Source organism: Mycobacterium sp. 2YAF39 (assembly GCF_052114565.1).
Taxonomy (GTDB): Bacteria; Actinomycetota; Actinomycetes; order Mycobacteriales; family Mycobacteriaceae; genus Mycobacterium.
In genome coordinates this window covers 650,733-675,433 of record NZ_JBFREZ010000003.1, presented here as the reverse complement: position 1 = coordinate 675,433, position 24,701 = coordinate 650,733, and the positions used below count along the sequence as shown (strand labels likewise).

The 24,701-nt window shown below is 66.4% G+C and carries 27 protein-coding genes; 13 read left to right on the top strand and 14 right to left on the bottom strand.

Going from position 1 to position 24,701, the window contains the following annotated elements; genetic code table 11:
• Positions 1–75 precede the first annotated feature (75 nt).
• A complete protein-coding gene (glgC, locus tag AB4Z42_RS12640) occupies positions 76–1,290 on the top strand; it encodes a glucose-1-phosphate adenylyltransferase (RefSeq protein WP_442009489.1) in 1,215 nt (404 codons plus the stop codon).
• On the opposite strand, the gene AB4Z42_RS12635 is transcribed toward glgC, so the two are convergent.
• Positions 1,287–1,865: a DUF4126 domain-containing protein gene (locus tag AB4Z42_RS12635; RefSeq protein WP_442009488.1), complete on the bottom strand. Its 579-nt coding sequence runs from the start codon at positions 1,863–1,865 to the stop codon at positions 1,287–1,289. The two genes, glgC and AB4Z42_RS12635, sit on opposite strands and share 4 nt — an antisense overlap.
• Before the next feature lie 483 nt (positions 1,866–2,348).
• On the opposite strand from AB4Z42_RS12635, the gene AB4Z42_RS12630 reads away from it, so the two are divergent.
• Both AB4Z42_RS12630 and AB4Z42_RS12625 read left to right on the top strand, forming a co-directional pair.
• Positions 2,349–3,032, top strand: coding sequence for a hypothetical protein (locus AB4Z42_RS12630; protein ID WP_442009487.1), 684 nt, complete (start codon positions 2,349–2,351; stop codon positions 3,030–3,032).
• A 47-nt stretch (positions 3,033–3,079) separates the two neighbouring features.
• Positions 3,080–4,360: a DUF222 domain-containing protein gene (locus AB4Z42_RS12625; protein ID WP_442009486.1), complete on the top strand. Its 1,281-nt coding sequence runs from the start codon at positions 3,080–3,082 to the stop codon at positions 4,358–4,360.
• 15 nt (positions 4,361–4,375) lie between these two features.
• On the opposite strand, the gene AB4Z42_RS12620 is transcribed toward AB4Z42_RS12625, so the two are convergent.
• On the bottom strand, positions 4,376–5,227 hold the full coding sequence (locus tag AB4Z42_RS12620; protein WP_442009485.1) for a sigma-70 family RNA polymerase sigma factor: 852 nt from the start codon (positions 5,225–5,227) through the stop codon (positions 4,376–4,378).
• Positions 5,228–5,260: 33 nt separating this feature from the next.
• Here AB4Z42_RS12620 and AB4Z42_RS12615 point away from each other — a divergent pair, with 33 nt between their 5' ends.
• On the top strand, positions 5,261–5,566 hold the full coding sequence (locus AB4Z42_RS12615; RefSeq protein ID WP_442009484.1) for a hypothetical protein: 306 nt from the start codon (positions 5,261–5,263) through the stop codon (positions 5,564–5,566).
• Here the strand turns inward: AB4Z42_RS12615 and AB4Z42_RS12610 are convergent.
• The 5 genes from AB4Z42_RS12610 to AB4Z42_RS12590 form a co-directional block, all read right to left on the bottom strand.
• On the bottom strand, positions 5,539–6,213 hold the full coding sequence (locus AB4Z42_RS12610) for a methyltransferase family protein (RefSeq protein ID WP_442009483.1): 675 nt from the start codon (positions 6,211–6,213) through the stop codon (positions 5,539–5,541). The genes AB4Z42_RS12615 and AB4Z42_RS12610 overlap by 28 nt on opposite strands.
• A gap of 19 nt (positions 6,214–6,232) precedes the next feature.
• A complete protein-coding gene (locus tag AB4Z42_RS12605) occupies positions 6,233–7,846 on the bottom strand; it encodes an ABC transporter permease (RefSeq protein WP_442009482.1) in 1,614 nt (537 codons plus the stop codon).
• Positions 7,843–8,778, bottom strand: coding sequence for an ATP-binding cassette domain-containing protein (locus AB4Z42_RS12600; protein WP_442009481.1), 936 nt, complete (start codon positions 8,776–8,778; stop codon positions 7,843–7,845). Before AB4Z42_RS12600 ends, AB4Z42_RS12605 begins: the two co-directional genes overlap by 4 nt.
• Entirely contained in the window at positions 8,750–9,436 is a 687-nt protein-coding gene (locus AB4Z42_RS12595; protein WP_442009480.1) for a TetR family transcriptional regulator, read from the bottom strand. The genes AB4Z42_RS12600 and AB4Z42_RS12595 overlap by 29 nt, the downstream gene beginning before the upstream one ends.
• A 76-nt stretch (positions 9,437–9,512) precedes the next feature.
• Positions 9,513–10,178, bottom strand: coding sequence for an O-methyltransferase (locus tag AB4Z42_RS12590; protein WP_442009479.1), 666 nt, complete (start codon positions 10,176–10,178; stop codon positions 9,513–9,515).
• Between the two features lie 177 nt (positions 10,179–10,355).
• On the opposite strand from AB4Z42_RS12590, the gene sigE reads away from it, so the two are divergent.
• The 4 genes from sigE to tatB all read left to right on the top strand — a co-directional run bounded on the left by sigE (position 10,356) and on the right by tatB (position 13,621).
• Complete coding sequence (sigE, locus tag AB4Z42_RS12585) at positions 10,356–11,135, top strand: RNA polymerase sigma factor SigE (RefSeq protein ID WP_442009478.1); 780 nt, start codon at positions 10,356–10,358, stop codon at positions 11,133–11,135.
• An 88-nt stretch (positions 11,136–11,223) separates the two neighbouring features.
• A complete protein-coding gene (gene rseA / locus AB4Z42_RS12580) occupies positions 11,224–11,637 on the top strand; it encodes an anti-sigma E factor RseA (RefSeq protein ID WP_442009477.1) in 414 nt (137 codons plus the stop codon).
• A 70-nt stretch (positions 11,638–11,707) separates the two neighbouring features.
• Positions 11,708–13,198 (top strand): serine protease HtrA, encoded by a 1,491-nt coding sequence (gene htrA, locus AB4Z42_RS12575; RefSeq protein WP_442009476.1) that lies wholly within the window; start codon positions 11,708–11,710, stop codon positions 13,196–13,198.
• Positions 13,199–13,201: 3 nt separating this feature from the next.
• Positions 13,202–13,621: a Sec-independent protein translocase protein TatB gene (gene tatB, locus AB4Z42_RS12570; RefSeq protein WP_442009475.1), complete on the top strand. Its 420-nt coding sequence runs from the start codon at positions 13,202–13,204 to the stop codon at positions 13,619–13,621.
• On the opposite strand, the gene AB4Z42_RS12565 is transcribed toward tatB, so the two are convergent.
• The 4 genes from AB4Z42_RS12565 to AB4Z42_RS12550 all read right to left on the bottom strand — a co-directional run bounded on the left by AB4Z42_RS12565 (position 13,618) and on the right by AB4Z42_RS12550 (position 18,200).
• Positions 13,618–14,760 (bottom strand): Mrp/NBP35 family ATP-binding protein, encoded by a 1,143-nt coding sequence (locus AB4Z42_RS12565; RefSeq protein ID WP_442009474.1) that lies wholly within the window; start codon positions 14,758–14,760, stop codon positions 13,618–13,620. The two genes, tatB and AB4Z42_RS12565, sit on opposite strands and share 4 nt — an antisense overlap.
• Before the next feature lie 33 nt (positions 14,761–14,793).
• Complete coding sequence (locus AB4Z42_RS12560; RefSeq protein ID WP_442009473.1) at positions 14,794–16,269, bottom strand: lytic transglycosylase domain-containing protein; 1,476 nt, start codon at positions 16,267–16,269, stop codon at positions 14,794–14,796.
• A gap of 87 nt (positions 16,270–16,356) precedes the next feature.
• Complete coding sequence (locus AB4Z42_RS12555) at positions 16,357–16,908, bottom strand: DUF1003 domain-containing protein (RefSeq protein ID WP_442009472.1); 552 nt, start codon at positions 16,906–16,908, stop codon at positions 16,357–16,359.
• Positions 16,905–18,200 carry a magnesium transporter MgtE N-terminal domain-containing protein gene (locus AB4Z42_RS12550; protein WP_442009471.1) on the bottom strand — a complete coding sequence of 432 codons (1,296 nt, stop codon included), beginning with the start codon at positions 18,198–18,200 and terminating at the stop codon, positions 16,905–16,907. The genes AB4Z42_RS12555 and AB4Z42_RS12550 overlap by 4 nt, the downstream gene beginning before the upstream one ends.
• Positions 18,201–18,225: 25 nt before the next feature.
• Between AB4Z42_RS12550 and AB4Z42_RS12545 the strand changes: the two genes are divergently transcribed.
• The gene (locus tag AB4Z42_RS12545; RefSeq protein WP_442009470.1) at positions 18,226–19,182 is read left to right on the top strand and encodes an HpcH/HpaI aldolase/citrate lyase family protein; all 957 of its coding nucleotides are present in this window, start codon (positions 18,226–18,228) and stop codon (positions 19,180–19,182) included.
• Between the two features lie 35 nt (positions 19,183–19,217).
• Here AB4Z42_RS12545 and AB4Z42_RS12540 read toward each other — a convergent pair whose 3' ends face one another.
• From AB4Z42_RS12540 to AB4Z42_RS12530, 3 genes are read right to left on the bottom strand one after another with little or no spacing between them, the layout of a single operon-like run.
• Positions 19,218–19,544 (bottom strand): DUF4190 domain-containing protein, encoded by a 327-nt coding sequence (locus tag AB4Z42_RS12540; RefSeq protein WP_442009469.1) that lies wholly within the window; start codon positions 19,542–19,544, stop codon positions 19,218–19,220.
• A 60-nt stretch (positions 19,545–19,604) separates the two neighbouring features.
• On the bottom strand, positions 19,605–19,988 hold the full coding sequence (locus AB4Z42_RS12535) for a DUF4190 domain-containing protein (RefSeq protein ID WP_442009468.1): 384 nt from the start codon (positions 19,986–19,988) through the stop codon (positions 19,605–19,607).
• A 15-nt stretch (positions 19,989–20,003) separates the two neighbouring features.
• Positions 20,004–20,744: a DUF4190 domain-containing protein gene (locus AB4Z42_RS12530; protein WP_442009467.1), complete on the bottom strand. Its 741-nt coding sequence runs from the start codon at positions 20,742–20,744 to the stop codon at positions 20,004–20,006.
• Between the two features lie 120 nt (positions 20,745–20,864).
• On the opposite strand from AB4Z42_RS12530, the gene AB4Z42_RS12525 reads away from it, so the two are divergent.
• From AB4Z42_RS12525 to AB4Z42_RS12510, 4 genes are all read left to right on the top strand, one after another.
• Positions 20,865–21,389, top strand: a complete 525-nt coding sequence (locus AB4Z42_RS12525; RefSeq protein WP_442009466.1) for a general stress protein — start codon at positions 20,865–20,867, stop codon at positions 21,387–21,389.
• Between the two features lie 169 nt (positions 21,390–21,558).
• A complete protein-coding gene (locus AB4Z42_RS12520) occupies positions 21,559–22,956 on the top strand; it encodes an ABC transporter substrate-binding protein (RefSeq protein WP_442009586.1) in 1,398 nt (465 codons plus the stop codon).
• A complete protein-coding gene (locus tag AB4Z42_RS12515; RefSeq protein WP_442009465.1) occupies positions 22,953–23,861 on the top strand; it encodes a carbohydrate ABC transporter permease in 909 nt (302 codons plus the stop codon). Before AB4Z42_RS12520 ends, AB4Z42_RS12515 begins: the two co-directional genes overlap by 4 nt.
• Positions 23,861–24,697: a carbohydrate ABC transporter permease gene (locus tag AB4Z42_RS12510; protein ID WP_442009464.1), complete on the top strand. Its 837-nt coding sequence runs from the start codon at positions 23,861–23,863 to the stop codon at positions 24,695–24,697. Before AB4Z42_RS12515 ends, AB4Z42_RS12510 begins: the two co-directional genes overlap by 1 nt.
• The last annotated feature ends 4 nt before the right edge of the window (positions 24,698–24,701 follow it).

Here is a 24,701-nt window from a genome sequence, read left to right as displayed (position 1 = left end):
GAATAGGCGTCAATAACCTTGATAGACAGGTGCGAATGCCTAGCCGCGGCCAGCGGGGGCGGATAGGTTTGAAACATGCGGGAACTGCCACACGTGCTGGGTATCGTCCTGGCTGGCGGCGAGGGCAAGCGGCTTTACCCATTGACCGCCGATCGGGCCAAGCCTGCCGTCCCCTTCGGCGGCGCCTACCGGCTGATCGACTTCGTGCTGTCGAATCTGGTCAATGCGCGGTATTTGAAGATCTGCGTTCTCACTCAATACAAATCGCATTCGCTGGACCGGCACATCTCGCAGAACTGGAGGCTTTCGGGGCTTGCCGGTGAGTACATCACGCCCGTGCCGGCGCAGCAGCGCCTCGGCCCGCGGTGGTACACCGGTTCCGCGGACGCGATCCTGCAGTCCCTGAACCTCGTCTACGACGAGGACCCGGATTACGTCGTCGTGTTCGGTGCAGACCACATCTACCGAATGGATCCGGAGCAGATGCTCCAGTTCCACATCGAGAGCGGCGCGGGTGTGACGGTCGCGGGTATCCGGGTGCCGCGCTCCGAAGCGAGTGCGTTCGGTGTGATCGACTCCGACGAGTCGGGACGCATCCACGCGTTCATCGAGAAGCCCTCCGACCCGCCCGGCACGCCCGACGATCCCGAGCAGACGTTCGCCTCGATGGGCAACTACATCTTCACCACCAAGGTGCTCGTGGACGCGATTCGCGCCGACGCCGACGAGGACCACTCCGATCACGACATGGGCGGCGACATCATCCCGCGGCTCGTTAACGACGGCATGGCCGCGGTGTACGACTTCAACGACAACGAGGTACCGGGTTCCACCGAGCGCGATCACGGCTACTGGCGCGATGTCGGAACGCTGGACGCGTTCTACGACGCCCACATGGACCTCGTGTCGGTGCACCCGGTGTTCAACCTGTACAACCGGCGCTGGCCGATCCTCGGCGAGTCGGCGAATCTGGCGCCGGCGAAGTTCGTCAACGGCGGCTCGGCGCAGGAATCGGTTGTCGGTGCGGGCAGCATCATTTCGGCTGCGTCGGTTCGCAATTCGGTGCTGTCGTCCAACGTCGTCGTCGACGACGGTGCGATCGTGGAGGGCAGCGTCATCATGCCGGGCACCCGAATCGGGCGCGGTGCCGTCGTGCGCCACGCGATCTTGGACAAGAACGTCGTGGTCGGCCCAGGCGAGATGGTGGGCGTGGACCTGGAGAGGGACCGCGAACGCTTCGCGATCAGCGCAGGCGGCGTCGTCGCGGTCGGCAAGGGCGTCTGGATCTAGGCGGGTTTGCGGCGTCTGCGGCGCCAGAGCCGCACCACCGCCCAGACCAGTAGGACCAGTACAACCAGCACCAACGCGGGCACCAGGATCGCGACGAACACGAGGCCGATGCTGATGCCGTCCTCGACAGTGCTCAGCACCGGTGCCGCGAAGCCGGCGGTGGCCACATTGGCGGCAGGCCGCACCGCGGATTTCGTCAACGACACCCCCAGTGCGACAACGACACCGACCACCACCGGGATCCACTGGCCCGACTGCGCGAACGCGCCGGGATCGGCGACGGCGTTGGTCTGCGCCGCGGTGCCCGACCCGAACACGATCCCGCCGGCCGTCGGACGGACGACGGTTTGGACGACGTCGTTGACGCTGTCCAGCGCGGGCACCTTGTCGGCGACGATCTCGACAAGCAGCAATGCCGCGACGATCGCCATCACCCAGCCGTTCTCGAGCCAGGTCCACCCGGCAGGCAACGTGACCAGGTTGGTGAACCGCGACAGCACACCGAGTGCCAGTAGCGGGATGTAGGCGTTGAGCCCCGCGGCGGTGGCCAGCCCGAATCCCGTCAGCAGCTCCACGTACTCAGTATGGGGTGGACGGGGGACGCGCCGGGACTTGTCGGTGCACGTTCGTACCTTGACCGCATGGGGTCGAAACGGAATCGAAGCAAACAGAGCGTTCGGAAGGCTGGCAGAGATCCATTCAGCCTGCTGCTAATCGTGAGCATGCTGATGTACCAATCGGATCCACGGCGAACGGGTCGGTTCGGGGCCCCGGCGCCGCCGGATCGGGCACGCGCGGTTGCCAGCATGATCAAGGACTCCTCTGCGGCGGACTCGGTGATACTCGCCGTTTTCGCGGAGTTCCTGGGTGATGACGACGACGAACTGGTGAACCGAATCCGTGTGGAGCTCACCGCCCGGAGGCCGTATACGCCGAGGTGGCTTGCTCAGCTCGGCCAGACTCGCATCCACCGGGCTATGCGACTGAGTCACGTCCTCGACCCGAACGACATCGTTCTCCTCCAGTTTCGGGTGCCGAGCATTGGCGAATTCACGTGTGTGGTCGACTTCGATCTCGACCACGCCGATTTGATGCGCCGGGTCGACATCTTCCGAGGGCGCCTGGAGACGGTTCTCAACAGGGTTGACGAACCGGCGACTGACATGCGCTGCGAGGAAGTCGATCTGGCTGATGTCCGTGCTCGTCTGAAGGCTGCCATCGAGTTCGAAGTCGTGATTTCGCCACGTGCGGCTTCAGGGTGGCCGGAGTATGGCGCGCTGGTCGAATGGCTGATTCGAGATCTGCCGGTCGGCGGCTCAGCGCTCCCGCGGCCGGAGTGGAGCGCGGACGATGTCGCCGCGCTCATCGCAAGGTTTTCCACGTCCCCCGGAGGCGCGCCGTTTGGGCGAAGGCAAGCGGAGCTGTTGGCGTCTTTGGTCGAGTTCGGTACGGAAGACGGTGCCGGAGACCCTCTGCGCTGGAACGAACGCCGGGCCGAACGTTGGTTGTTCGACCACCTATTGGACGACACCGACTGCTACCAATTCTTCGACGGAGTAGAGGTCGCCCCTGTCGCGCTGCGCGCATTCATTCGGTTCACGCACGATGAGGTTGGCATCCGCTCGGACCTCACCGACGAGGTGCTCAAGACGATCGAGGCGTGGGAAAACAACTGGTTCAGGAAGCTTCGATACAAGCGGGCCGACGACCAGGACCCCGAGTTGTTTGGTGAAGCTGTCTGAGATCCGTTCCACCACACTTGTCAGAGGCCTACAGTAGAGTCGAATGTATGTTCGAATCTTTGTCTGACCCCGTCGCCTATGAGGCGTCGATGATCGAACGAATCGCGGAATTGGAACTAAGCAAGTCAGCCGCAGCCGCCGAGCAGGCCAGACTCACCGCCGATCTGGACACAGCACGTCGCGCTCGCGAGGCGGCCGAGGGCGTTCCCGCCGCGAAGCGCGGCCGCGGTCTTGCAGCCGAAATCGCGCTGGCCCGCCATGATTCGCCCAACCGGGGCGGACGTCACCTGGGTTTCGCGCGCGCACTCGTGCACGAAATGCCGCACACCCTCGCGGCACTGGAATCCGGGGCGCTCTCCGAATGGCGCGCCACTCTCATTGTCCGTGAGTCGGCGTGCCTTGCCGTCGAGGACCGTCGAACACTCGACGTCAGGTTGTGCGCCGACCAGTCGGCTTTGGAGGGCCTCGGCGACAAGCGGATCGAGGCCGATGCCAAAGCCATCGCCTACGAATTGGACCCACAGGCTGTCGTGGACAAGGCGGTCCGCGCTCAGTCCGAACGCACCGTCACCGTCCGGCCCGCCCCCGACACGATGGCGTACGTGACGGCACTTCTACCGATGACCCAGGGCGTATCCGTCTACGCCGCGCTAAAACGCGCCGCCGACACCAACTTCGACGACCGCAGTCGTGGCCAGGTCATGGCCGACACCCTCTTCGAGCGTGTCACCGGTCATCGCGCCGATGTCCCGGTTCCCATCGCAGTCAACCTCGTCCTGACCGATGAGACCTTGCTCGGCAGCGGTACCACGCCCGGACGGGTCGCCGGATATGGTCCGGTGCCCGCGGCGATCGCGTGCCGGCTGGCGGGTGACGCCATCGCCGACGAGCACTCCAAAGCGACTTTGCGCCGGCTCTATCGCCATCCCGAGTCCGGAGCACTGGTTGCCATGGAATCCCGATCACGTCTGTTCCCAAAGGGTCTGGCGCAGTTCATCGCGTTCAGGGATGACAACTGCCGGACTCCGTATTGCGATGCACCGATCAGGCATACCGATCACGCGACGCCGCATACTCGCGGAGGCCCCACCAGTGCGGCCAACGGACTCGGCTCGTGCGAGGCATGCAACTACGCCAAGGAAGCACCCGGCTGGCGAGTCCATTCGTTCAACGACGAGGGGCAGCGCCACACGGCTGAATATGTCACCCCAACCGGGGCGCGCCACGAATCACATGCGCCGCCCCTGCTCAACGACGTCGTGGTGTTCACGCCGAGTGCGGTGGAATCGCTGGTGGCCCATCATCTCGCCGGGCTCACTGCCGCCTGATTCGCACGCCTTAAGTCAGTCGAGGACGCCGAAGCTGAAATTCTGAAGCCGCTTCGGGTCGGCGTCGATACGTATGTGCGTGATCTTCTCTCCGTGCACCGTGAAGCGCAGCACGATCGCCAAGCGTCCGTTCGGCGCGACGACGATGCCGACCGAGTCGTCGACCAGAGCGGGCTCGGCGAACCGCGCGTTGGCCGCGAACATGCGCGCATTGGTCGCCACGGTGGCCGCCCCGCGGAACGTGGTCGGTGTCCCCGCCGCGGCGGCATCGACATCGAGCGCCACATCGCTGTCGAGCACCGCCAGCAATGCGTCGAAGTCTCCGTCGCGTGCGGCGGCAAGGAACGCGTCGACCAGTCGCCGCTGACGTCCGAGATCGGTTGTGGCATCGGCCGCTTTACCGCGCACCCGCCGCCGGGCCCGCGCGGCCAACTGCGCCGCGGAGTTCTCCGACCGTCCAACCATGGGTGCGATCTCCGAGTACGGCAGGTCGAACATGTCATGGAGGACGAACGCGAGCCGCTCGGCAGGCGACAGGGTCTGCAATATGACGAGCAGCGCCACGCCGATCGAATCCGCAAGCACCGCCTCGGCTTCGGGGTCGACGGAGTCGGTGAGTTCGTGGGCAGCCTCGTCGAGGGACTGCTCCGGATGGGCAGAGCGGGCGCGCAGCATATCCAGACAGATCCGCGCGACGACCGTCGTCAACCAGCCCCGCATATTCCGGACATCGTCGACGGCGGTCCGATCCATCCGCAGCCATGCTTCCTGAACAGCGTCGTCGGCGTCCGACAGCGAGCCCAGCATTCGATAGGCCACCGCCTGCAGATGCGCCCGGTGTTCGTCGAAGGCCTGTGTTGCTGTCATGGTTCACCCGTCCCATCCGCCATCCCTTCGGCGGTGGGCATCTCGCTGGAGCGCGGCGATTATCTGCTGGTGTACCTGGTGGGGGCCGCGGAACTGGCGGTGGCGGTGCTGTCCTTCGGCGCTGCGCGGCTCACCGATCTACAGGCGCTCGGCCTCGTCGTCACGACGCTGGTGGTGCTGCACCTGACAAGCGGCATCCTCGATCTCGTCTACATGGGCATGACCCGGGTCGACGCAACGATGGTCGCCAACACGATCCTGCGGTTCACCGTGGTCGTGGTGCTCGTCGCGGTGTGGCGCTTTGCGCGCGCTCACCAAACTCCGGGCACCAACCGGTAGCGCACCTTCTGCGTGTAATCCCGGTACCCGTCGAGTTCCTCGCGCAGCATCTTCTCCTCGTCGATGACCCGGGCCGCGAGGATCGGCAGGGCCGGTGCGATGACGACGAGTCCCCAGTACGAGTCGAGCGCCAGCGGGGTGCCGAGCATCATGACGAGAGTTCCGGAATACATCGGATGGCGGACAATGCCGTACAGGCCGGTGGAGACCACCTTTTGGCCGGCTTCGACGGTGATGGTGGCCCCGGCGTAGTTGTTCTGGATGACGACGAACTGAGCGATGGTGAGCCCGAGGAAGACCAGAACGTTGCCGATGACGACGACGGGTGTCGGCACCCTCGACCATCCGAACCGATGGTCGAACGCGCTGACCACCAAGACCGCCGCCACCGAAACGACGGTGCCGACGATGATGAGCTTCTGCAGAGGTCGCGTCTCCGCGAACGGACCTGCCTTCATGCGTCGCTGCAGAGCATCCGGCATCTTCACCGCCAGATAGAGGCTTGGGCCCATGGTGGCGAACATGAACACGAAGATGAAAACCCAAGCCTGCCAATAGTGGAACGTGCCGGCGGGCCAGAACAGCGCGAGGCCGAAGAAGACGAGGCCGAAGACCACCGAGGCCAGCGATTGCAGAATTAGCTTCATGACTCTTCCTTCGACGGGTTTACGCGGCGTCGCGGTGACGGTAGATCGCCCCGGCGAGCAGGGTCAGCAGTGCCGCGACGACGACCATCACCGTGAGCGCGAGAACCGGATAGCTCGACGGTGCGGTGGTCTGGCCGACGGGGGACAGGTCGATGAGCCATTCGGGGAGTCGTAGCAGCGCTCCGAGATACAGCGCGACGACGACGAATGTCACGGCGAGCCAACCGATCCAGGCTCGGCGCACCGCGACCCCGAGCGCCGCGACGCCGGCCATCACCGCCATGGCGGGCACATACGCCAGGCCGGCCAGCGTCAGCCGTGCGATCGTCGCAGGTTCACCGAGCGTGATGCCCGCGCCGAGGCCATTGCCCAAGCCCGCGAAGAACATCAGCACCGCAGAGCCGACGAGGGCGGACGCGATCGCGGTCAACAGCCATCGCCAGCGTGACACCGCACCCGCCAGTACCGCCTCGCCGAGGCCCTTCTCTTCGTCGCCGAGCAGTCGCAGCACCGCCGAAACGACGTAGGCGGTGGCCGCGGCGGCGAGGAACTGGGTCATCGTCGTGTACACACTGTCGGTGCCCTGTGCCACCAGCACCCGCTGGATCAGCTCGTTGTCCTTGGCCGCGTCCAGCAGCGATTTCGTCATCGATCCGAATGCCAACCCGCCGAGGAACAACCCGACCGCCCATCCGACCGTCTGGCCGCGTTGCAGTGTCAGGTGCAGGCCGAGCACCGATGTGATCGCGTGCGCGTTGGGACGTTCGCCGGTGGACGGCAGATTGCCGTCGTCGTACTGACGCCTGCTCTCCAACGCGGCCGCCGCGGCCATCAGCGCGAGCGCGAGCACGACCAAGAGTGCGAACGGCCACCACCGCAGATCGACGAAGGGGCGCATCTGCTGGGCCCATGCGATCGGTGAGAACCAGCTCAGTGCGCTGCCCGAATTGTTGATGACGTCGCCGATCCCACGGACGAAGGCGGCCAGCGCCAGCACGGCCATCGCGGCGCCGGTCGCGGTGCGCGACTGACGCCATAGCTGCGCGGTGACCGCGGCGACCGCACCGAACACCATCGCCGCCCCTGTGATCCCAAGGCACATCGCCGCGGCGTTCACGAAGCTGAAACCCGTCGACGCCATCGCCAGCGTCATCGTCACAGCCAGCACCGCGTTCACCGCGCCGACGAGGATCAGCGCCGCATAGGTTCGCGCATAGCGGCCGACGACCGAGGACAGCACCAATTCGGCTGTGCCACTTTCCTCCTCGGCGCGGGTGTGCCGGATGACGGTGAGAATCGACAGGATCGATGTCGCGATGATCATCGTGAGCATCAGCTCGTTGGCCATCATCGCGCCGAGGTCGGTTTCATTTCCGCCGAACATCGGTCCGCCCATGATGGTCGCCGCGGGCGTCTTCATGATGTTCACCCGGGCCTGGCGCTGCGCCTCTTCGGGATAGGCCAGCCTGATCGCGTTCGGGGCGTACACCATCATCAGTGTCAGGATCGCAACCCATACCGACAGCCGGATACGGTCACGGCGCAACGCCAGGCGGAGCAGGCTCCGCGTGCCTGTCCATAGTGCCGTTGTGGCAGTTGGCTGTTCGCTTTGCGGTGCCATTGCGGTGCTCATCGCGTCGCCCCCTGGTACTCGCGCAGGAACAGGTCCTCGAGTGATGCCGGTGTGACAGTGAGGTCGAGGATTCCGAGCTCGGTGAGCTGGGCCATGGCGCGGTCGAGTTCGTTGCGGTCGATCGAGAAGGTGTAGTGGCCGTCGGCTATCGCGAAGTCGTGCACCGACGGATTGCGCTGCAGTGCCTGCCCGTCGGCTCGGGTGCGGACTGTCACGGTCGTGCGCATCAGGTGCCGCAGCTCGTCGAGGGACCCGGAGCGCACCGCTTTCCCGGCACGGATGATCGTGACGTTGTCGCAGAGCTTTTCGACCTCGGCCAGGATGTGACTGGACAGAAGCACCGCGGCCCCGTGGCCGGCCACCTCCTCGACACACTGCTGAAATGCCTTCTCCATCAACGGGTCCAGTCCCGAAGTCGGCTCGTCGAGAATGTAGAGCTCGGCGTTGGTGGCGAACGCGGCGACGATCGCCACCTTCTGCCGGTTGCCCTTGGAGTAGGTGCGCGCCTTCTTGTGCGGGTCGAGTTCGAACCGCTCGATCAGCTGGTCGCGCCTGCGGGCGTCGACTCCGTTGCCGCGCAGCCGGGCCAGGAAGTCGATGGCCTGCAGGCCGGTGAGGTTGGGCCACAGCGTCACATCACCAGGGACGTAAGCGATTCGGCGGTGCAAATCGACCGCGTCGCGCCACGGATCGCCGCCGAGCAGCCGCACCGTTCCGCCGTCGGCCCGCAACAGGCCGAGCAGCACGCGGATCGTGGTGGACTTGCCCGCTCCGTTCGGCCCGAGGAATCCGGTGATGTCTCCCGGCGCGACAGTCAGGTCGAGGCCGTCGAGCGCCTTGGTCCGCCCGAACGATTTCGACAATCCCCTGATGTCGACCGCCAACTGCGATCGGCCGCCGGCGTCAGCCTGCTGTAGGGACGGTGCCGTCATTGGGATCTCCTTCTCCAGATGTGAACGGGATGCCTTTGTCGTGCTGGGCCATGAACGCGTCGTACATCGTCGAGTCGGTCATGAGGCCGTTGGTGAACATCTCCAGCGCGGGCAGCATCATCTCTTCGCCGTAATCGCGCAGTACGGCGCGAAGGTCGGTGGGGTTGTCGTGCATTTGCAGGAAGAGCAGGAAACCTCCGCCGTTGATCATGCTGAGGTACCTCGCCCTGGCCTTCGGATCGCGGCTGGGCTTGAGAATGCCGGTCTGAACACCCTCTTCGATGTACTGCTCGGCGTTGTCGATCATGCGCTGCCAGAACGACTTTGCGAGGTCGCTGCCCGACTGCATGCTGCGCACCAGATACGCCATCATCGGGGCGTAGGCCTCGATCTCGGCGACCTGTGCGAGCCAGTTGGCCGGGTCCGCGGTGCGCATGGACTCGGTCTTGGACTCGCGCACCAAATCGGTGATGTGGTCGTCGCACACCTTGCGAAGGCCGTCCTTGGAGCCGAAATGGTGGATCACCAGCGCCGCGGACACGCCTGCAGCCTCGGCGATGGTCCGGAGGCCGACATTGAACCCGTTGCGGCCCCACTCGTCGATCGCGGCATCGCGGATCCGGGCGATGGCCGTTCGATCGTCAGGGGCTGAACGCATGTTTAGTACGCTAAACGCGCGTTCAGCCGACAGTCAAGCGTTTAGCCCGTCAAGAGGCCGTAAAAATTGGAACCCGTCAGTCGCGGGCGGCGGCGAGCAGGCCGTCGCCGAGGGGGATCAGCACGGGGGTGAGTCGCTCGTCCTCGGCGATCAGTCGCGCAGCTTCGCGTACCGCCGCCACCTCGGCGTCCTTGGCGTTCGCGTCGCCTGCGCGGCCGCCCAGCGCGGCGCGGTGCACGACGATGGCCCCGCCGGAACGCAGCAGGCGCACACCCTCGACGACGAATTGCGGCTGGTCGGCCGGATCGGCGTCGATGAACACCAGGTCATAGGAGTCGTCGGCGAGGCGGGTGAGCACTTCCTGCGCCCTGCCGCTGATCAGCCTGCTCCGACCGGGGCCGACACCCGCCTCGGTGAACGCCTGCTTGGCGATGCGCTGATGTTCGGGCTCGACGTCGATGGTGGTGAGCACGCCGTCGTCGCGCATGCCCGACAGCAGCCAGAGCCCGCTCACCCCGGCGCCGGTGCCCACCTCGACGACCGCCTTAGCTCTCGTCACCTTGGCCAGGACGCACAGCAGCGCACCGACAGCGGGGGTCACCGCGCCCGCGCCGATGTCGATGGCCCGTTCCCGTGCCGCGGCGACGATCGCATCCTCGGAGATCGACTGTTCGGCGTGGTTGACGATCGACTCGGCGCGGCTCTGCGGTCCGCCTCCGATGACGTCGTCGATGCCTGCCATGCCCGCAGCGTAGAACCAACCCAGGAGGGCAAGCCCGCGACACGCCCGTCCCCGAACTGCGGATTTCGCTGGTGATCGCACGGTTTCCGCAGGTCGAAAATGGGTAGAAAATCTTTCTCAGGAAATGTTCAGTGTGCTCATATGCCAAGCACACCAGGGTCGGAGACGGTATGTCCCATGGATCAAGGCGGACGCTGGCATTCAGGGAATAAGGACACGGAGTTTCATGTTTCCGCGAGCATCGGGCCGTCGACACAAGATGACGGCTGTGACCAGGAGGATCTGACGAAGATTTCAAACGCCCCAGCTGCACCCTCGTCGATGGCTCATCTCGAGCAGTTCACCGACGGGGAATGGGTTGAGCCTTCCGATGAACTGACCGGGACCGCCGTCTTCGACGCGACCGGCGACCACAACACGATGCCGTCCTGGGACGAGCTGGTCCGCCAGCACGCGGACCGCGTGTACCGCCTGGCCTACCGCCTGTCGGGCAACCAGCACGATGCCGAGGACCTCACGCAGGAGACCTTTATCCGCGTCTTCCGCTCGGTGCAGAACTACCAGCCCGGCACGTTCGAGGGCTGGCTGCACCGCATCACGACGAATCTGTTCCTCGACATGGTCCGCAGGCGCGGCCGCATCCGGATGGAGGCGCTGCCCGAGGACTACGACAGGGTGCCCGCCGACGAACCGAACCCAGAGCAGATTTATCACGACTCCCGACTGGGCCCTGACCTGCAGGCCGCCCTGGACTCGCTGCCGCCGGAGTTCCGTGCCGCGGTCGTGCTGTGTGACGTCGAGGGACTGTCGTACGAGGAGATCGGCGCCACGCTGGGCGTGAAACTCGGCACCGTCCGCAGCCGCATCCACCGCGGTAGGCAGGCCCTGCGGGACTACCTGGCACGCCATGGTGACGCAGAATCGACCCAGTACCGGGACACGGCCAAGTCAGCCTGAGTGTTCGCAGGTGTTTGGCGCAGCGCGCCGCGCTACATTCGAGTAAGTAACGTTGACGCGACGCGAGTACGCCGAGAGGAGCTGGGTGATGGTCGACCCGGGACACGTGTTCCGCCGGGCGTTCTCCTGGCTGCCCTCCCAGTTCGCGTCACAGAGCGACGCGCCCGTCGGGCCGCGGCAGTTCGGCTCGACTGAGCACCTGTCGACCGAGGCCGTCGCGGCGTTCGTCGACAATGAGTTGCGCCTGACCCCGCATCTGCGTGCCGCCAGTCATCTGTCGTTGTGTCCGCAGTGCGCGGCGGAGGTCGAGGCTCAGCGTCAGGCGCGCAGTGCACTGCGTGAATCGCGTCCGATCAACATACCGAGCTCGCTGCTTGGCCAGCTGTCGCAGATTCCGCTGCACAGCAGCGGCACCCCGGACACGGGCGCCGAACATGCTGCGCCGATACAGGATTCGCAGTTAGCTGACGGCGCGCGGGGTTCGCGCCGTAAGCGCCGGTAGGGTTGATGCAAAGTCGAATGACGGCGTGCGCCGGCCATTGCTGGTGCTCCGATAGAGGGTGGATGAACGGGTGAGCAATCTGGACGAGACCGGTCGTGAACGTCTTGAGCCGCGGCCAGTGTCGCGGCCTCCGGTCGACCCGGCGTCGCGGCAGGCGTTCGGCAGGCCAGACGGCGTGGACGGTTCCTTCCAGGGCGCGGACCAGTATCGCGATCAAGGCGCCTTCACGCCGAAGGACCAGCCTGCGGATCCGGTGCTGGCCGAGGCTTTCGGCCGGCCTTATGCCGCCGGTGATTCGCTGCAGCGCCATCCGGCCGACGCAGGTGCGTTAGAGGCCGAACGTGGCGGGCAGGGTGCCGACGAACCCGCCGATCCGTGGCGCGATCCCAGCGCCGCAGCGGCGTTGGGTACCCCGGCCATGACCGAGCCGCCGCGCGCACCGTCGAACGTCGACACGGGCAAGCTCGGCGTGCGAGATGTGCTCTTCGGCGGCAGGGTTTCCTACGTCGCGCTGGCCGTGCTGGGCATCGTGGCCCTCGTCATCGGTTTCGCCGGCGGCTGGGTGGGGCGCACCACGGCCCAGGTGGTCGAGGCATTCACCACCTCCAAGGTGACCCTCGAAACCAGCGAGCCCGGCGACGCCCCCGAGGGCCGCTTTGCCAAAGTGGCTGCGGCAGTGGCTGATTCGGTGGTAACGATCGAGGCGAAGAGTGACGAGGAGGGTTCGCAGGGCTCCGGCGTCGTCGTCGATGGCCGCGGCTACATCGTCACCAACAACCACGTGATCTCCGAGGCCGCGGTCAACGCGAGCAAGTACAAGATGACCGTGGTCTTCAACGACGGTAAGGAAGTACCCGCGAACCTGGTCGGCCGCGACCCCAAGACCGACCTCGCCGTGTTGAAGGTCGACAACGTCGACAATCTGACGGTCGCCAGGCTTGGTGACTCCGACAAGCTCTACGTCGGCCAAGAGGTGATCGCGGCAGGTGCCCCGCTGGGTCTTCGCAGCACCGTGACGGCGGGCATCATCAGCGCACTGCACCGCCCGGTGCCGCTGTCGGGCGACGGGTCGGACACCGACACCGTCATCGACGGCGTGCAGACCGACGCGTCGATCAACCACGGCAACTCCGGCGGCCCGCTGATCAACATGAACGGCGACGTGATCGGCATCAACACCGCGGGCAAATCGCTGTCCGACAGCGCCAGCGGCCTCGGCTTCGCGATTCCGGTGAACGAGGTCAAGTCGGTCATCGAGTCGCTGATCCGCGACGGCAAGATCGCGCATCCGACGCTGGGCCTGACCGCCCGCTCGGTGAGCAACGATCTCGCGTCGGGCGCTCAGGTGGCCAACGTGAAGGCGGGCAGTCCCGCGGAGAAGGCGGGCATCCTCGAGAACGACGTCGTCGTCAAGGTGGGCGACCGTACGGTCGCCGACGCCGACGAATTCGTCGTTGCCGTGCGCCAACTCAAGATCGGGCAGGATGCGCCCATCGAGGTCATGCGCGACGGCAGGCCCGTCGTGTTGACCGTCAACCCCGGCCCCGACAACAGCACCTAGACGATGTTCTCGAACATCGGCTGGGGCGAGATGCTGGTCCTGGTGATCGCCGGTCTGGTGATCCTCGGACCGGAGCGGTTGCCGGGCGCAATCCGATGGACGTCGAGCACGCTGCGGCAGGCTCGTGACTACATCAGCGGCGCCACCACCCAGCTGCGCGACGATCTCGGGCCGGAGTTCGAGGACCTTCGTGAACCCTTGAGTCAGCTGAACAAGCTACGGGGAATGACGCCGCGAGCCGCCCTCACCAAACATCTGCTCGACGGCGACGACTCCATCTTCTCGGGCAAGTTCGACACCCCCGCAACGAACACCGAGAAGCCGGTCAGCGACGGGGCGCCGACACCTGCGACACCGCCGCCGGATCAACCCGAGACGCCGCCCAAGCCCGCCGCGACGCCGTTCGACAGCGACGCAACCTAGCGTCCGGCGGGGTCGAGGCCCAGCGACATACCCGCGAGTCCGCGCTTACGACTCGACAATGCGTCGGCGATATTGCGTAACTCCTTGCCCGCCACCGAATCCGGTGCCGACAGCACCAGCGGGACGCCGGAGTCGCCTGCGGCCACCAATGCGGGGTCAAGCGGAACCTGGCCGAGCAGCGGCACATCGGCGCCGATCGAGCGCGAAAGGCTTTCGGCCACCTGCCTGCCGCCGCCTTCTCCGAACAGGTTCATGGTCGTCCCGTCGGGCATCAGCAGCCCGGACATGTTCTCCACCACGCCTGCGATGCGCTGTTTGGTCTGCAGCGCGATCGCGCCCGCTCGCTCGGCCACCTCGGCGGCCGCCAGCTGAGGCGTTGTCACCACCAGGATTTCCGCGCCCGGGATCAGCTGGGCCACCGAGATGGCAATGTCTCCGGTGCCCGGCGGTAGGTCCAGCAGCAGGATGTCCAGATCCCCCCAGTAGACATCGGCGAGGAACTGCTGCAGCGCACGGTGCAGCATCGGTCCGCGCCAGACGACGGGGGTGTTGCCCTGGGTGAACATCGAGATCGAGATGACGCGGACATCGTGGGCGACGGGCGGCAGGATCATCGACTCGACCTGAGTGGGTCGATCGGTGGTGCCCATCATCCGCGGTACCGAATGGCCGTAGATGTCGGCGTCGAGCACACCGACCGACAGCCCGCGCGCAGCCATCGCCGCGGCCAGGTTGACGGTGACGCTGGACTTGCCGACGCCGCCCTTGCCTGACGCCACGGCGTACACCCGGGTCAGCGAGCCGGGCTGGGCGAACGGAATGACGGGCTCGCGGGAATCGCCGCGCAACTGCTTGCGGAGTTCGGCGCGTTGCTCGTCGTTCATCACGTCGAGGGTGACCTTGACGGCGCCGGTACCGGGGACGTCGGCGACCGCCTGGCTCACGCGCTCGGAGATCTCGGTCTTCTTCGGGCATGCCGAAGTGGTGAGGTACACCTCGACGTGAACACCGCCGTCGGGCTCGATGGTGACGTTCTTGACCATGCCGAGCTCGGTGATCGGCTTCCGCAATTCGGGGTCGATCACCTTCGTCAACCCGGCGCGGACCGCGGACTCGAGGTCAGGAGAAGTGGAGGACATCACCGTCGAGTCTAGGCCGACTCGACGCGCGTCCTAACCGGCCGGTGCGGGCGGCGGACCGGGCAGCGGTGCCTGCGCAGGCGCGGGCGGCGGTCCGGGTGGTGCACCCACCGGTGCGGGCGGAGGTGCGAGCGGACCGGGGAGCGGCGCCTGCGGTGCAGGAGCCGGGGGAGGCGCGAGCGGGCCCGGCGGCACCATCGGCTGTGCGGCAGGCGGCGTCAACTGCGCAGACTGCAACGGTGCCGGTTGATCCTGGATGCAGAACACCGCGCATTCCGGCGCCCGCGTCGGAGGCGGTTGCATCCACGGCGGCACCCACTGCGGTGGCTGCGGCTGCTGCGTCGGCGGGGGCGCCAGCGGGCCGGGCGCAGGTCCGGGCAGCGGGCCGAGCCGCTGGCCGGGCACGAATCCGGGGAGCTGGCTTGCGACGTCGCTGCGCGAAAGCATCGGCATCAGCGCGAGCGGATCGGTCGCGGGCAGTCCGAGCGCGTTGAGCGGCAGGCCGGGGCCGAGGCCCTGGTAGCCGTCGAGGTGCGTGTCGCCGCTGTCGCCGAGCACGGGAACCGACCCGGTGATCGGCGGCAGGTCGACGGGCACCACGCCGGTGGCGTACGCGGCGGCCCACCCGAGCACATTGCGGGCGTAGGCCACCGAGTTGTTGTACCGCAGGATCGCCGACATCACGTGGGACTGGTCGCGCAGATTCATTCCGCCGCTGCACAGATAGCGTGCGGTGGCCAGGGCGGAGTCGAACAGGTTCTGCACCTCGGCCTTGCCATCGCCGTCGCCATCGGAGGCATAGCGTGCCCAGGTGCCGGGCAGGAACTGCATCGGACCCATCGCCCGGGCATACGTGACGCGGTCGGCCGAGCTGCTCTGCACGATCACTTCGTTGCCGGGCAGCGAACCGTCCAGCGCGGGTCCGTAGATCGGCCGCACGGCGGTACCGCGGGAGTCAGTGGCGCCGCCGTAGGCGTGCATCGATTCGATACGGCCGATACCGGCCAGCAGGTTCCAACTGATACCGCAGCCGGGGGCCGCCACCGCCATCATTCGTTCGGCGTTGCGGTACGCCGCCAGGGCCATCGCCGGAATTCGAAGCGTGCCGCCAGGCGCATTCACCACCGCTGCGGGTTGCGGGGAGGAGGCCGAGGAGGCCGCGATGTGAAACTCGGCCGGGCTCTTGGTGACCGCAACCACGCTCGGCCCGGAGCGGTCGGGAGACGACGACTCGACAGCGGCGAGGGGAGTCACCGCGGAGTCGCGGATCGGCGCGTTCGGTTGGACGGACGCCCCGACGGCTCCGACCAGAATGATCGGGGCGATGATCGCCATCCCCGAGGCGACGCGGGCGCGGCCAGGGGTCACGGCACCGCTTACCCGAGACGGTGTGAGGGCGCCGCGGATATCGGCTGCGCGCACGTGCGAGACAGCACCGATGACGCCGCGCGCGACTCGCCCGAAAAGGCGTCGCGTTGCCCCGAGGGCGGCCCCTGCCCCTATGCGCACTCAACCGTCCTTGGTCTGTCGTGGTTGTGAACCAGGTCACCATACCCAGTCGATTAGTCGCGTGTTACAGCAATCGTGTTACGTGATTCAGCCGGGCTTTTTCGAGCGGCGCTCATTCTGCTCCGATTTGCCGCCGCTGTCCCGCTTGTCGGACCCCGTTTGCGGCTGCAGTCGACTCAGCAGTTCATGGATTTCCTCGAGTTCGCGCCGCAGGTAGTCGCGGGTGGCGACCTCACCGACCGCCAGCCGCAATGCGGCCAGCTCACGGGCCAGATACTCGGTGTCTGCCTTGGTCTGTTCGGCCCGCCGTCGGTCTTCGTCCAGCGACACCCGGTCGCGGTTCTCCTGCCGATTCTGAGCCAGCAGAATCAACGGTGCCGCATACGCCGCCTGGGTGGAGAACGCGAGATTGAGGAGGATGAACGGATACGGATCCCACCGCAATTTCACGGCAAACAGATTCAGGATGATCCAGACGATCACGAGGATCGTCTGCCAGGCGAGGTAGCGGCCGGTGCCGAGGAAGCGTGCGATCGACTCCGAGAACTGGCCGACGCTGTCGGCGTCGACATTGAGCGTGAACCGGCGCCGGGAGACGCGGGGAGTGTCCAGACGCTGGCGCGCCGTCAGGTCACTCATGACGCGTCGCCGGTGGCGGTGAACAGCTCGGGCTCTTCGCGCTCACGCCAGTCGTGGGGCAGAAGATGGTCGAGCACATCGTCGACCGATACGGCTCCGAGCAGGTGGTTCTCTTCGTCGACGACAGGCCCGCACACCAGGTTGTATGCGGCGAAATACCGCGTCACCGCCGAGAGCGAATCCTCCGGAGCCAGATTCGGCAGGTCGGTGTCCATGATGCCGCTGACCAGGTCCGCGGGTGGTTCACGCAGGAGCCGCTGCAGGTGCACGCAGCCAAGGTACTGACCGGTGGGGGTGGCCGTCGGGGCGCGGCTCACGAACACCAGAGACGCCAGCGCGGGCGTCAGGTCGGGGTCGCGCACGCGGGCCAGCGCCTCGGCGACCGTGGTGTCGGGGGCCAGCACCACCGGTTCGGACGTCATGAGACCGCCCGCGGTGTCGGGCGAGTGGGCCAGCAGCCGGCGGACATCCTCGGAGTCCTCGGGGTCCATTCGGCGCAGGAACTGCTCGGCGTCGATTGGCGTCATGGTGCCCAACAGGTCGGCGGCGTCGTCGGGGTCCATGGCCTCGAGCACATCGGCGGCGCGCTCGGCAGGCAGCTGTCTGAGCATGTTCGCCTGCTGGTCTTCGGGCAGCTCCTGCAGCACGTCGGCCAGCCGCTCGTCGTCGAGCGCGTTGACCACCTCATACCGGCGCTTCTCCGGCAGCTCGCGGATCGCCTCGGCCACCTCGACCGCACGCTGCCCGACGAACTGTTCCAGCAGCTGTGCCACACCCTGGTCGGGCATCGCCAGTCCGGACGGCGTCAGCCCCTGCACGTGCTGCCAGTCGGCGATGGACACATTGCTGCGACGGCCCAACCGACGTGCCGGCCGCACCGCAACCTTGGTCACCACCCAGTCACGAGTTCGGGTTTGTTCGATGCCCAGATCGACGACGTACACGTCGATCCCACTCAATTGCGGCTGGTCGGGATCGTCGACCCGCACCACGGTTTCGACCACCTGGCCGAGCACGAGCACCTCACCAGGGCGCTGGGTGAACTTGCGCAGCGACACACTGCCGGTCGCCAACGTCACGGCACCGGGGTCGATGGCCGTAACCCGCAGAATCGGCACGAAAATTCTTCGGCGCGTGAGCAATTCGACGACGAGTCCGAGCACGCGCGGCTGTCGACGCACAATGCTGATGCTGATCGCCACGTCGCGAACGCGGCCGAGGGATTCCCCGTCGGGCCCCAGGACCACCATCCCCGCGAGTCGGGCCGCATAGACCCTGTTCACCGCCGCCATGCCTAGAAGGGTAGAGAGTGTGGTTGTGGAAAACCGTTATCGCCCCCGCCGAACGATACTTTCGGTTCCCGGCAGCAGCGCGAAGATGATCGAGAAGGCAAAGAGTCTGCCCGCCGATGAGGTATTCCTCGATCTGGAAGATGCGGTCGCACCGGAGGCGAAGGCCGAGGCCCGCGCACGGGTGGCCGCCGCTCTGGCCGAGCCCGGCTGGGCCGGGCAATTACGCGGCGTTCGGGTCAACGACTGGACCACGCCGTGGACCCACGCCGACGTCATCGACGTGGTGGCGGCCGCGGGGGACTCACTGGACATCGTGGTCTTGCCGAAGGTGTCGGACGTCTCGCACATCCACGCGCTGGACCTACTCCTTACCCAACTGGAGGCGACGCACGGATTTCCGTTGGGGCGGATCGGAATTGAAGCTCAGATCGAGAACGCCGAAGGCCTGACCAACATCGACGCGATCGCCGCGGCCCCACGCCTGCAGGCGCTGGTGCTCGGTCCCGCGGACATGGCGGCCAGCCTCAACATGCGCACGCTCGAGGTCGGCGAACAACCGCAGGGATACGACATCGGCGATGCCCATCACCACGTGCTGATGCGGATCCTCGTCGCCGCCCGTGCCCGCGGCATCCTTGCGATCGACGGTCCGTACCTGAAAGTTCGCGACGTCGACGGCTTCCGGAGGATCGCCGGGCGATCCGCCGCGCTCGGCTACGACGGCAAGTGGGTGCTGCATCCCGACCAGATCGCGGCGGGCAACGAGATCTTCAGCCCGCGCCAGGAGGCGTACGACCACGCCGAGTTGATTCTGGAGGCCTATGAATGGCACACCTCGCAGGCCGGCGGTGCGCGAGGCGCGGTGATGCTCGGCGACGAGATGATCGATGAGGCCAGCCGCAAGATGGCGTTGGTGATCGCCGGCAAGGGGCGCGCCGCCGGGATGGAGCGCACGGGCGAGAAGTTCCGCCCGCCGGCCTAGCGCACTACGTCAGTTCGCCCTGTCAGTCTGCGCCGTCAGTTCGATGCGGCGACGATCAGGTACAGCGGTATGAGGATGACCCCGGCCGCGACGAACAGGCCGCCGATGATCGTGCCCGCGAGCGCCATCCCGTGTCCGGCCTGCCCGGTGCGGTTGATCTCGCGCAGCGCCATCACGCCGAGCACGAGTCCGACGATCGCCAGCGGGGCGAGGCACACCCATCCGAGAATTGAACACACGAGCGAAGCGGTCGCCTTGCCATTGGTGCCGGGCGGCGGCCCTGACGGGTATGGGCCGGCCGGGTAGCCAGGCTGCGGCGTGCCGTATTGCGGCGGCGGGTAATTCTCGCCGGGGTTCGTCATGCCGCATAAACTAGCGCCTGCTCAGCGCCTTCGTAGGAGAACGATCGAGCGCCCAGTGCGCTATGTCCACTGCCATCCGCTGACCATCAGCGCGATGTAGAACAGCATGACGATCAGCCCGGCCGCGACGAACAGACCGCCGATGATCGTGCCCGCCAGTGCCATCCCGTATCCGTCCTGTCCGGTGCGTTTGGTCTCGCGCAACGCGATGGCACCGAGGATGAGCCCGACGAGCGCCAGCGGTGCGCAGCACAACCACCCCGTGACGGACAGGACGAGCGAAGCGATCGCCTTGCCGTTCGTGCCGGGAGCCGGCACCGGCCGATACGGGTCGTAGACCGGGTAATACCGTGGCGCGCCCGGATATCCGGGTGGTGGCGGCGGGGGCAATCCAGGATCGGCTGGGTAGTCCTGTGCCGGGCGCTCCTGGTCGCCGGTGCTCATCTGTCAGCTGGTCGGTCAGCTGGCGAAAGTGCCGATGGTCCAGGCGAGGTTGATGAGCAGAGACAGCACCCCGACCGCGATGCCCGCGATCGCCAGGCTGTTGCCGTTCTCGCCGGTCTTCTTGATCTGGTTCATGGCGAGGACGCCGAGCACGATGCCGACAATCGATCCGATACCGCAACAGAATCCGACCACCGAAGCGACCAGCGAGCCGATCGCCATCGTGTTGGTCTTCTGCGTGGGGGCTTGGCCGTACGCGCCGTAACCCGGCGCCTGATAGCCGGGCGGCGGCCCGAAACCGGGTGGCGGCGGCCCGAATCCGGGTGGCGGCGCTCCATAGGGCGGAGGGGGAGGTGGATACCCGGGTGCGCCGAATCCGCCCGCATCGCCGTACTGCGGCGGCGGCGAATAGCTGGGTGGCGCGGGGGATGCAAATCCGGGCTGGTCTGGAGGCGGCGGGAAGCTGCCCTGCGGATAGCTTGGAGGCGGCTCGTGCGACGGCGGCGGCGGCGGCGCTTGATAGCCGGACGGGTCGTAAGCGGGCGGAGGTGTGTACGACGGCGGCTCAAAGGTCGGGGCCGGCTGGTCGATCGACGGCGTTCGGTAGACCGCAGTGATGTCGTCCGGCGCCTGACCGGCCGGATCCTGCGTCTGCTCGATCGGCGGGGCCTCATAGCTGGTCGAAGGCGGCTCGGTTCCTCCTGCGTCGGAACCCGATGATGCCGATTTGCCAGCGTCCTCACCCGGATTTGTCATGCTGAACAACCTAGCGCAAAGACAGGGCACCTTTGCGAGGCCGAGCACGTTGGTCTTGGTGAAATCACCAGAGGAATCAGCGACGACAGCACGCTCGCTGTTAAGAGGAGAATGAGCAGCATGACCAGTCCGTTTCAACCGGGACAGTCCGCAGGCGGAACGCCAGGCGCCCCGACCGCGCGGCGGGGCCCGGCGGCCCTGCCCACTCCCCCGAAAGGCTGGCCGATCGGGTCCTATCCGACCTATGCCGAAGCGCAGAAGGTCGTCGATTACCTATCGGACCAGCAATTTCCGGTCGAGCAGGTGACGATCGTCGGTGTCGACCTGATGCAGGTGGAACGCGTCACCGGCCGGCTGACCTGGCCGAAGGTGCTCGGCGGTGGCGTGCTCACCGGCGCCTGGCTGGGTCTGTTCATCGGCCTGATCCTCGGGTTCTTCAGCCCCAGCCCGTGGGGCTCGCTGATCACCGGCCTGGTCGCAGGCATCTTCTTCGGCCTCATCACCTCGGCGATCCCCTATGCGATGGCGCGCGGCACAAGAGATTTCAGTTCGACGATGCAACTGGTCGCCGGACGTTACGACGTGTTGTGCGATCCGCTGAGCGCCGAACGCGGCCGGGATCTGCTGGCCCGCTTGAACATCTAGGCCCCACCCGCACTCGCAATTGGGCATCGGCGCGCGACGCGCGCGCCGAAGTGTTGCAAATCCCGCGTAACTGGCAATACGGTTTCCGCGCAGGAGTGTTCCATCCCGCCGCTGCGGCGGCGACATCGAACGCGGACGGGAGGCGGCGGTGCGCGTCCCCGGCTTGCGCGTGGGCCCGCGGCGATTTGGTGCTGCGGCGTTGGCCGCGCTGACGACGGCGGCGACGGTTACGGCGTGCGGATCGGGCGGCGGCGGAATCGTCATCAACTACTACACGCCGGCAAGCGAGATGGCGACGTTCACGGCCGTGGCCAAGCGGTGCAGTGAAGAACTCGGCGGCCGTTTCACCATTCAGCAGGTGAGCTTGCCGAAGGGCGCCGACGATCAGCGTCTGCAGCTTGCCCGACGGCTCACCGGCAACGACAAGACCCTTGACCTGATGGCACTCGACGTGGTGTGGACCGCGGAGTTCGCCGAAGCTGGTTGGGCGTTGCCACTTTCGGACGACCCGTCGGGACAGGCCGAACCCGACGCCACCACCGACACGCTGCCCGGTCCGCTCGAGACGGCCAGATGGCAGGACAAGCTCTACGCCGCGCCGATCACGACGAATACCCAATTGCTCTGGTACCGAGCCGATCTCATGGAGAATCCGCCGACCACGTGGGACGGCATGGTGGCCGAGGCGACCCGGCTGCACGCGGCGGGCAAACCAAGCTGGATCGCCCTGCAGGCCAAGCAGTACGAAGGTCTGGTCGTGTGGTTCAACACATTGCTGGAAAGCGCTGGCGGCCAAGTTCTTTCCGATGACGGCAAGACCGTCACGCTGACCGACACCGACGAGCACCGCGCGGCCACGGTCAAGGCGCTGGAGATCATGAAGGCCGTTGCCACGGCGCCGGGCGCCGATCCATCGATCACGCAGACCGATGAGGGCACCGCGCGGCTGGCACTCGAACAGGGCAACGCCGCGCTCGAGGTGAACTGGCCGTTCGTGCTGCCGTCGATGCTCGAGAACGCGGTCAAGGGCGGGGTGTCCTTCCTGCCGCTGAACAACGATCCAGCGCTGGCCGGCGCCATCAACGACGTCGGCACGTTCTCGCCGACCGACGAACAGTTCACCGCCGCATACGACGCGAGCAAGAAGGTCTTCGGGTTCACCAACTACCCGGGCGTGTCGGACGGCGATCCCGCCAAGGTGACACTGGGCGGCCTCAACCTCGCGGTCGCCAAGACCACGCAGCACCGCGCGGAGGCCTTCGAGGCAATCAGGTGTTTGCGCAGCCCGGAGAACCAGCGGTACACCTCCGTCGAAGGTGGTCTGCCCGCGGTCCGCGCATCCCTGTACGACGATCCGACTTTTCAGGCCAAGTATCCGCAGTACGAAATCATCCGCGAGCAGTTGACGAATGCTGCGGTGCGGCCGGCGACGCCCGTGTACCAAGCGGTGTCGACCAGGATCTCGGCGACACTGGCACCCGTCACCGACATCGATCCGCAGGCCACCGCCGACGAGTTGACCGTGCAGGTGCAGAAGGCCATCGACGGTAAGGGGCTGATTCCATGACAGCCGCAACGCCGGTCAAGGGCGGCACCGACGACACGAAATCCGAACGGCGGCTGGCGTTTGGGCTGATCGCCCCTGCGGTCATCCTGATGCTGGCGGTCACCGCGTACCCGATCGGATACGCGGTGTGGCTCAGCCTGCAGCGGTACAACCTCGCGCAACCCGACGACACCGCGTTCGTCGGCCTGGAGAACTACGTCACGGTGCTCACCGATCGGTACTGGTGGACGGCCTTCGTCGTGACGCTGGCGATCACCGTGGTGTCGGTCGCGATCGAGTTCGTGCTCGGCATGGCGCTCGCACTGGTGATGCACCGGACGATCTTCGGTAAGGGTGTGGTGCGCACCGCGATCCTGGTCCCGTACGGGATCGTCACCGTCGCCGCTTCCTACAGCTGGTACTACGCGTGGACACCCGGCACCGGATATCTGGCCAACCTGTTGCCCGAGGGCAGCGCACCGCTCACCGAGCAGCTGCCGTCGCTGGCCATCGTGGTGCTCGCCGAGGTGTGGAAGACGACGCCGTTCATGGCGCTGCTGCTGCTCGCCGGATTGGCGCTGGTGCCACAGGATCTGCTCAACGCCGCGCAGGTCGACGGGGCAGGGCCGTGGAAACGGCTGTTCAAAGTGATTCTGCCGCTGATCAAACCCGCCATCCTGGTCGCGCTGCTGTTCCGCACGCTTGACGCGTTCCGCATCTTCGACAACATCTACGTGCTCACCGGCGGCGCCAACGACACCGGTTCGGTGTCGATCCTCGGCTACGACAACTTGTTCAAGGCGTTCAACCTCGGGCTGGGGTCTGCGATCAGCGTGCTGATCTTCCTGTCCGTAGCGGTCATCGCATTCATCTACATCAAGCTCTTCGGGGCGTCGGCGCCCGGATCCGATGAGGAGAGGCGCTGATGGCCGAACGGGCAGGCGCGGGCCGGGTAACGGGATGGACCATCGTCAACATCCTCGTCATCGTCTACGCGTTGCTCCCGGTGTTGTGGATCCTGAGTCTTTCGCTCAAGCCGACGTCAAGTGTCAAGGACGGCAAGCTGATTCCGGCGCAGGTCACCTTTGACAACTACAAGGGAATCTTCACCGGCGACGCGTTCAGCTCGGCGCTGATCAACTCGATCGGGATCGGCCTGATCACCACGGTGATCGCGGTGGTGATCGGCGGAATGGCGGCCTATGCGGTGGCCCGTCTGGCGTTCCCCGGCAAGCGGCTGCTGGTCGGCGTGGCGCTGCTGATTGCGATGTTCCCGCAGATCTCGCTGGTCACTCCGCTGTTCAACATCGAGCGCCGACTCGGTTTGTTCGACACGTGGCCGGGCCTGATCATCCCGTACATCACCTTCGCGCTGCCGCTGGCGATCTACACCCTGTCGGCGTTCTTCCGTGAGATCCCTTGGGATCTGGAAAAGGCGGCGAAGATGGACGGCGCGACGCCGTCGCAGGCCTTCCGCAAGGTGATAGCCCCGCTGGCCGCCCCGGGTATCGTCACCGCGGCCATCCTGGTGTTCATCTTCGCGTGGAACGACCTGCTGCTGGCGCTGTCGCTGACGGCGACGCAGCGAGCGATCACCGCACCGGTGGCGATCGCAAACTTCACGGGCAGTTCACAATTCGAGGAACCGACCGGGTCGATCGCCGCGGGCGCCATGGTGATCACCATTCCGATCATTATCTTCGTTCTCATCTTTCAGCGACGGATCGTCGCCGGCCTCACGTCCGGCGCGGTGAAGGGGTAGTTCC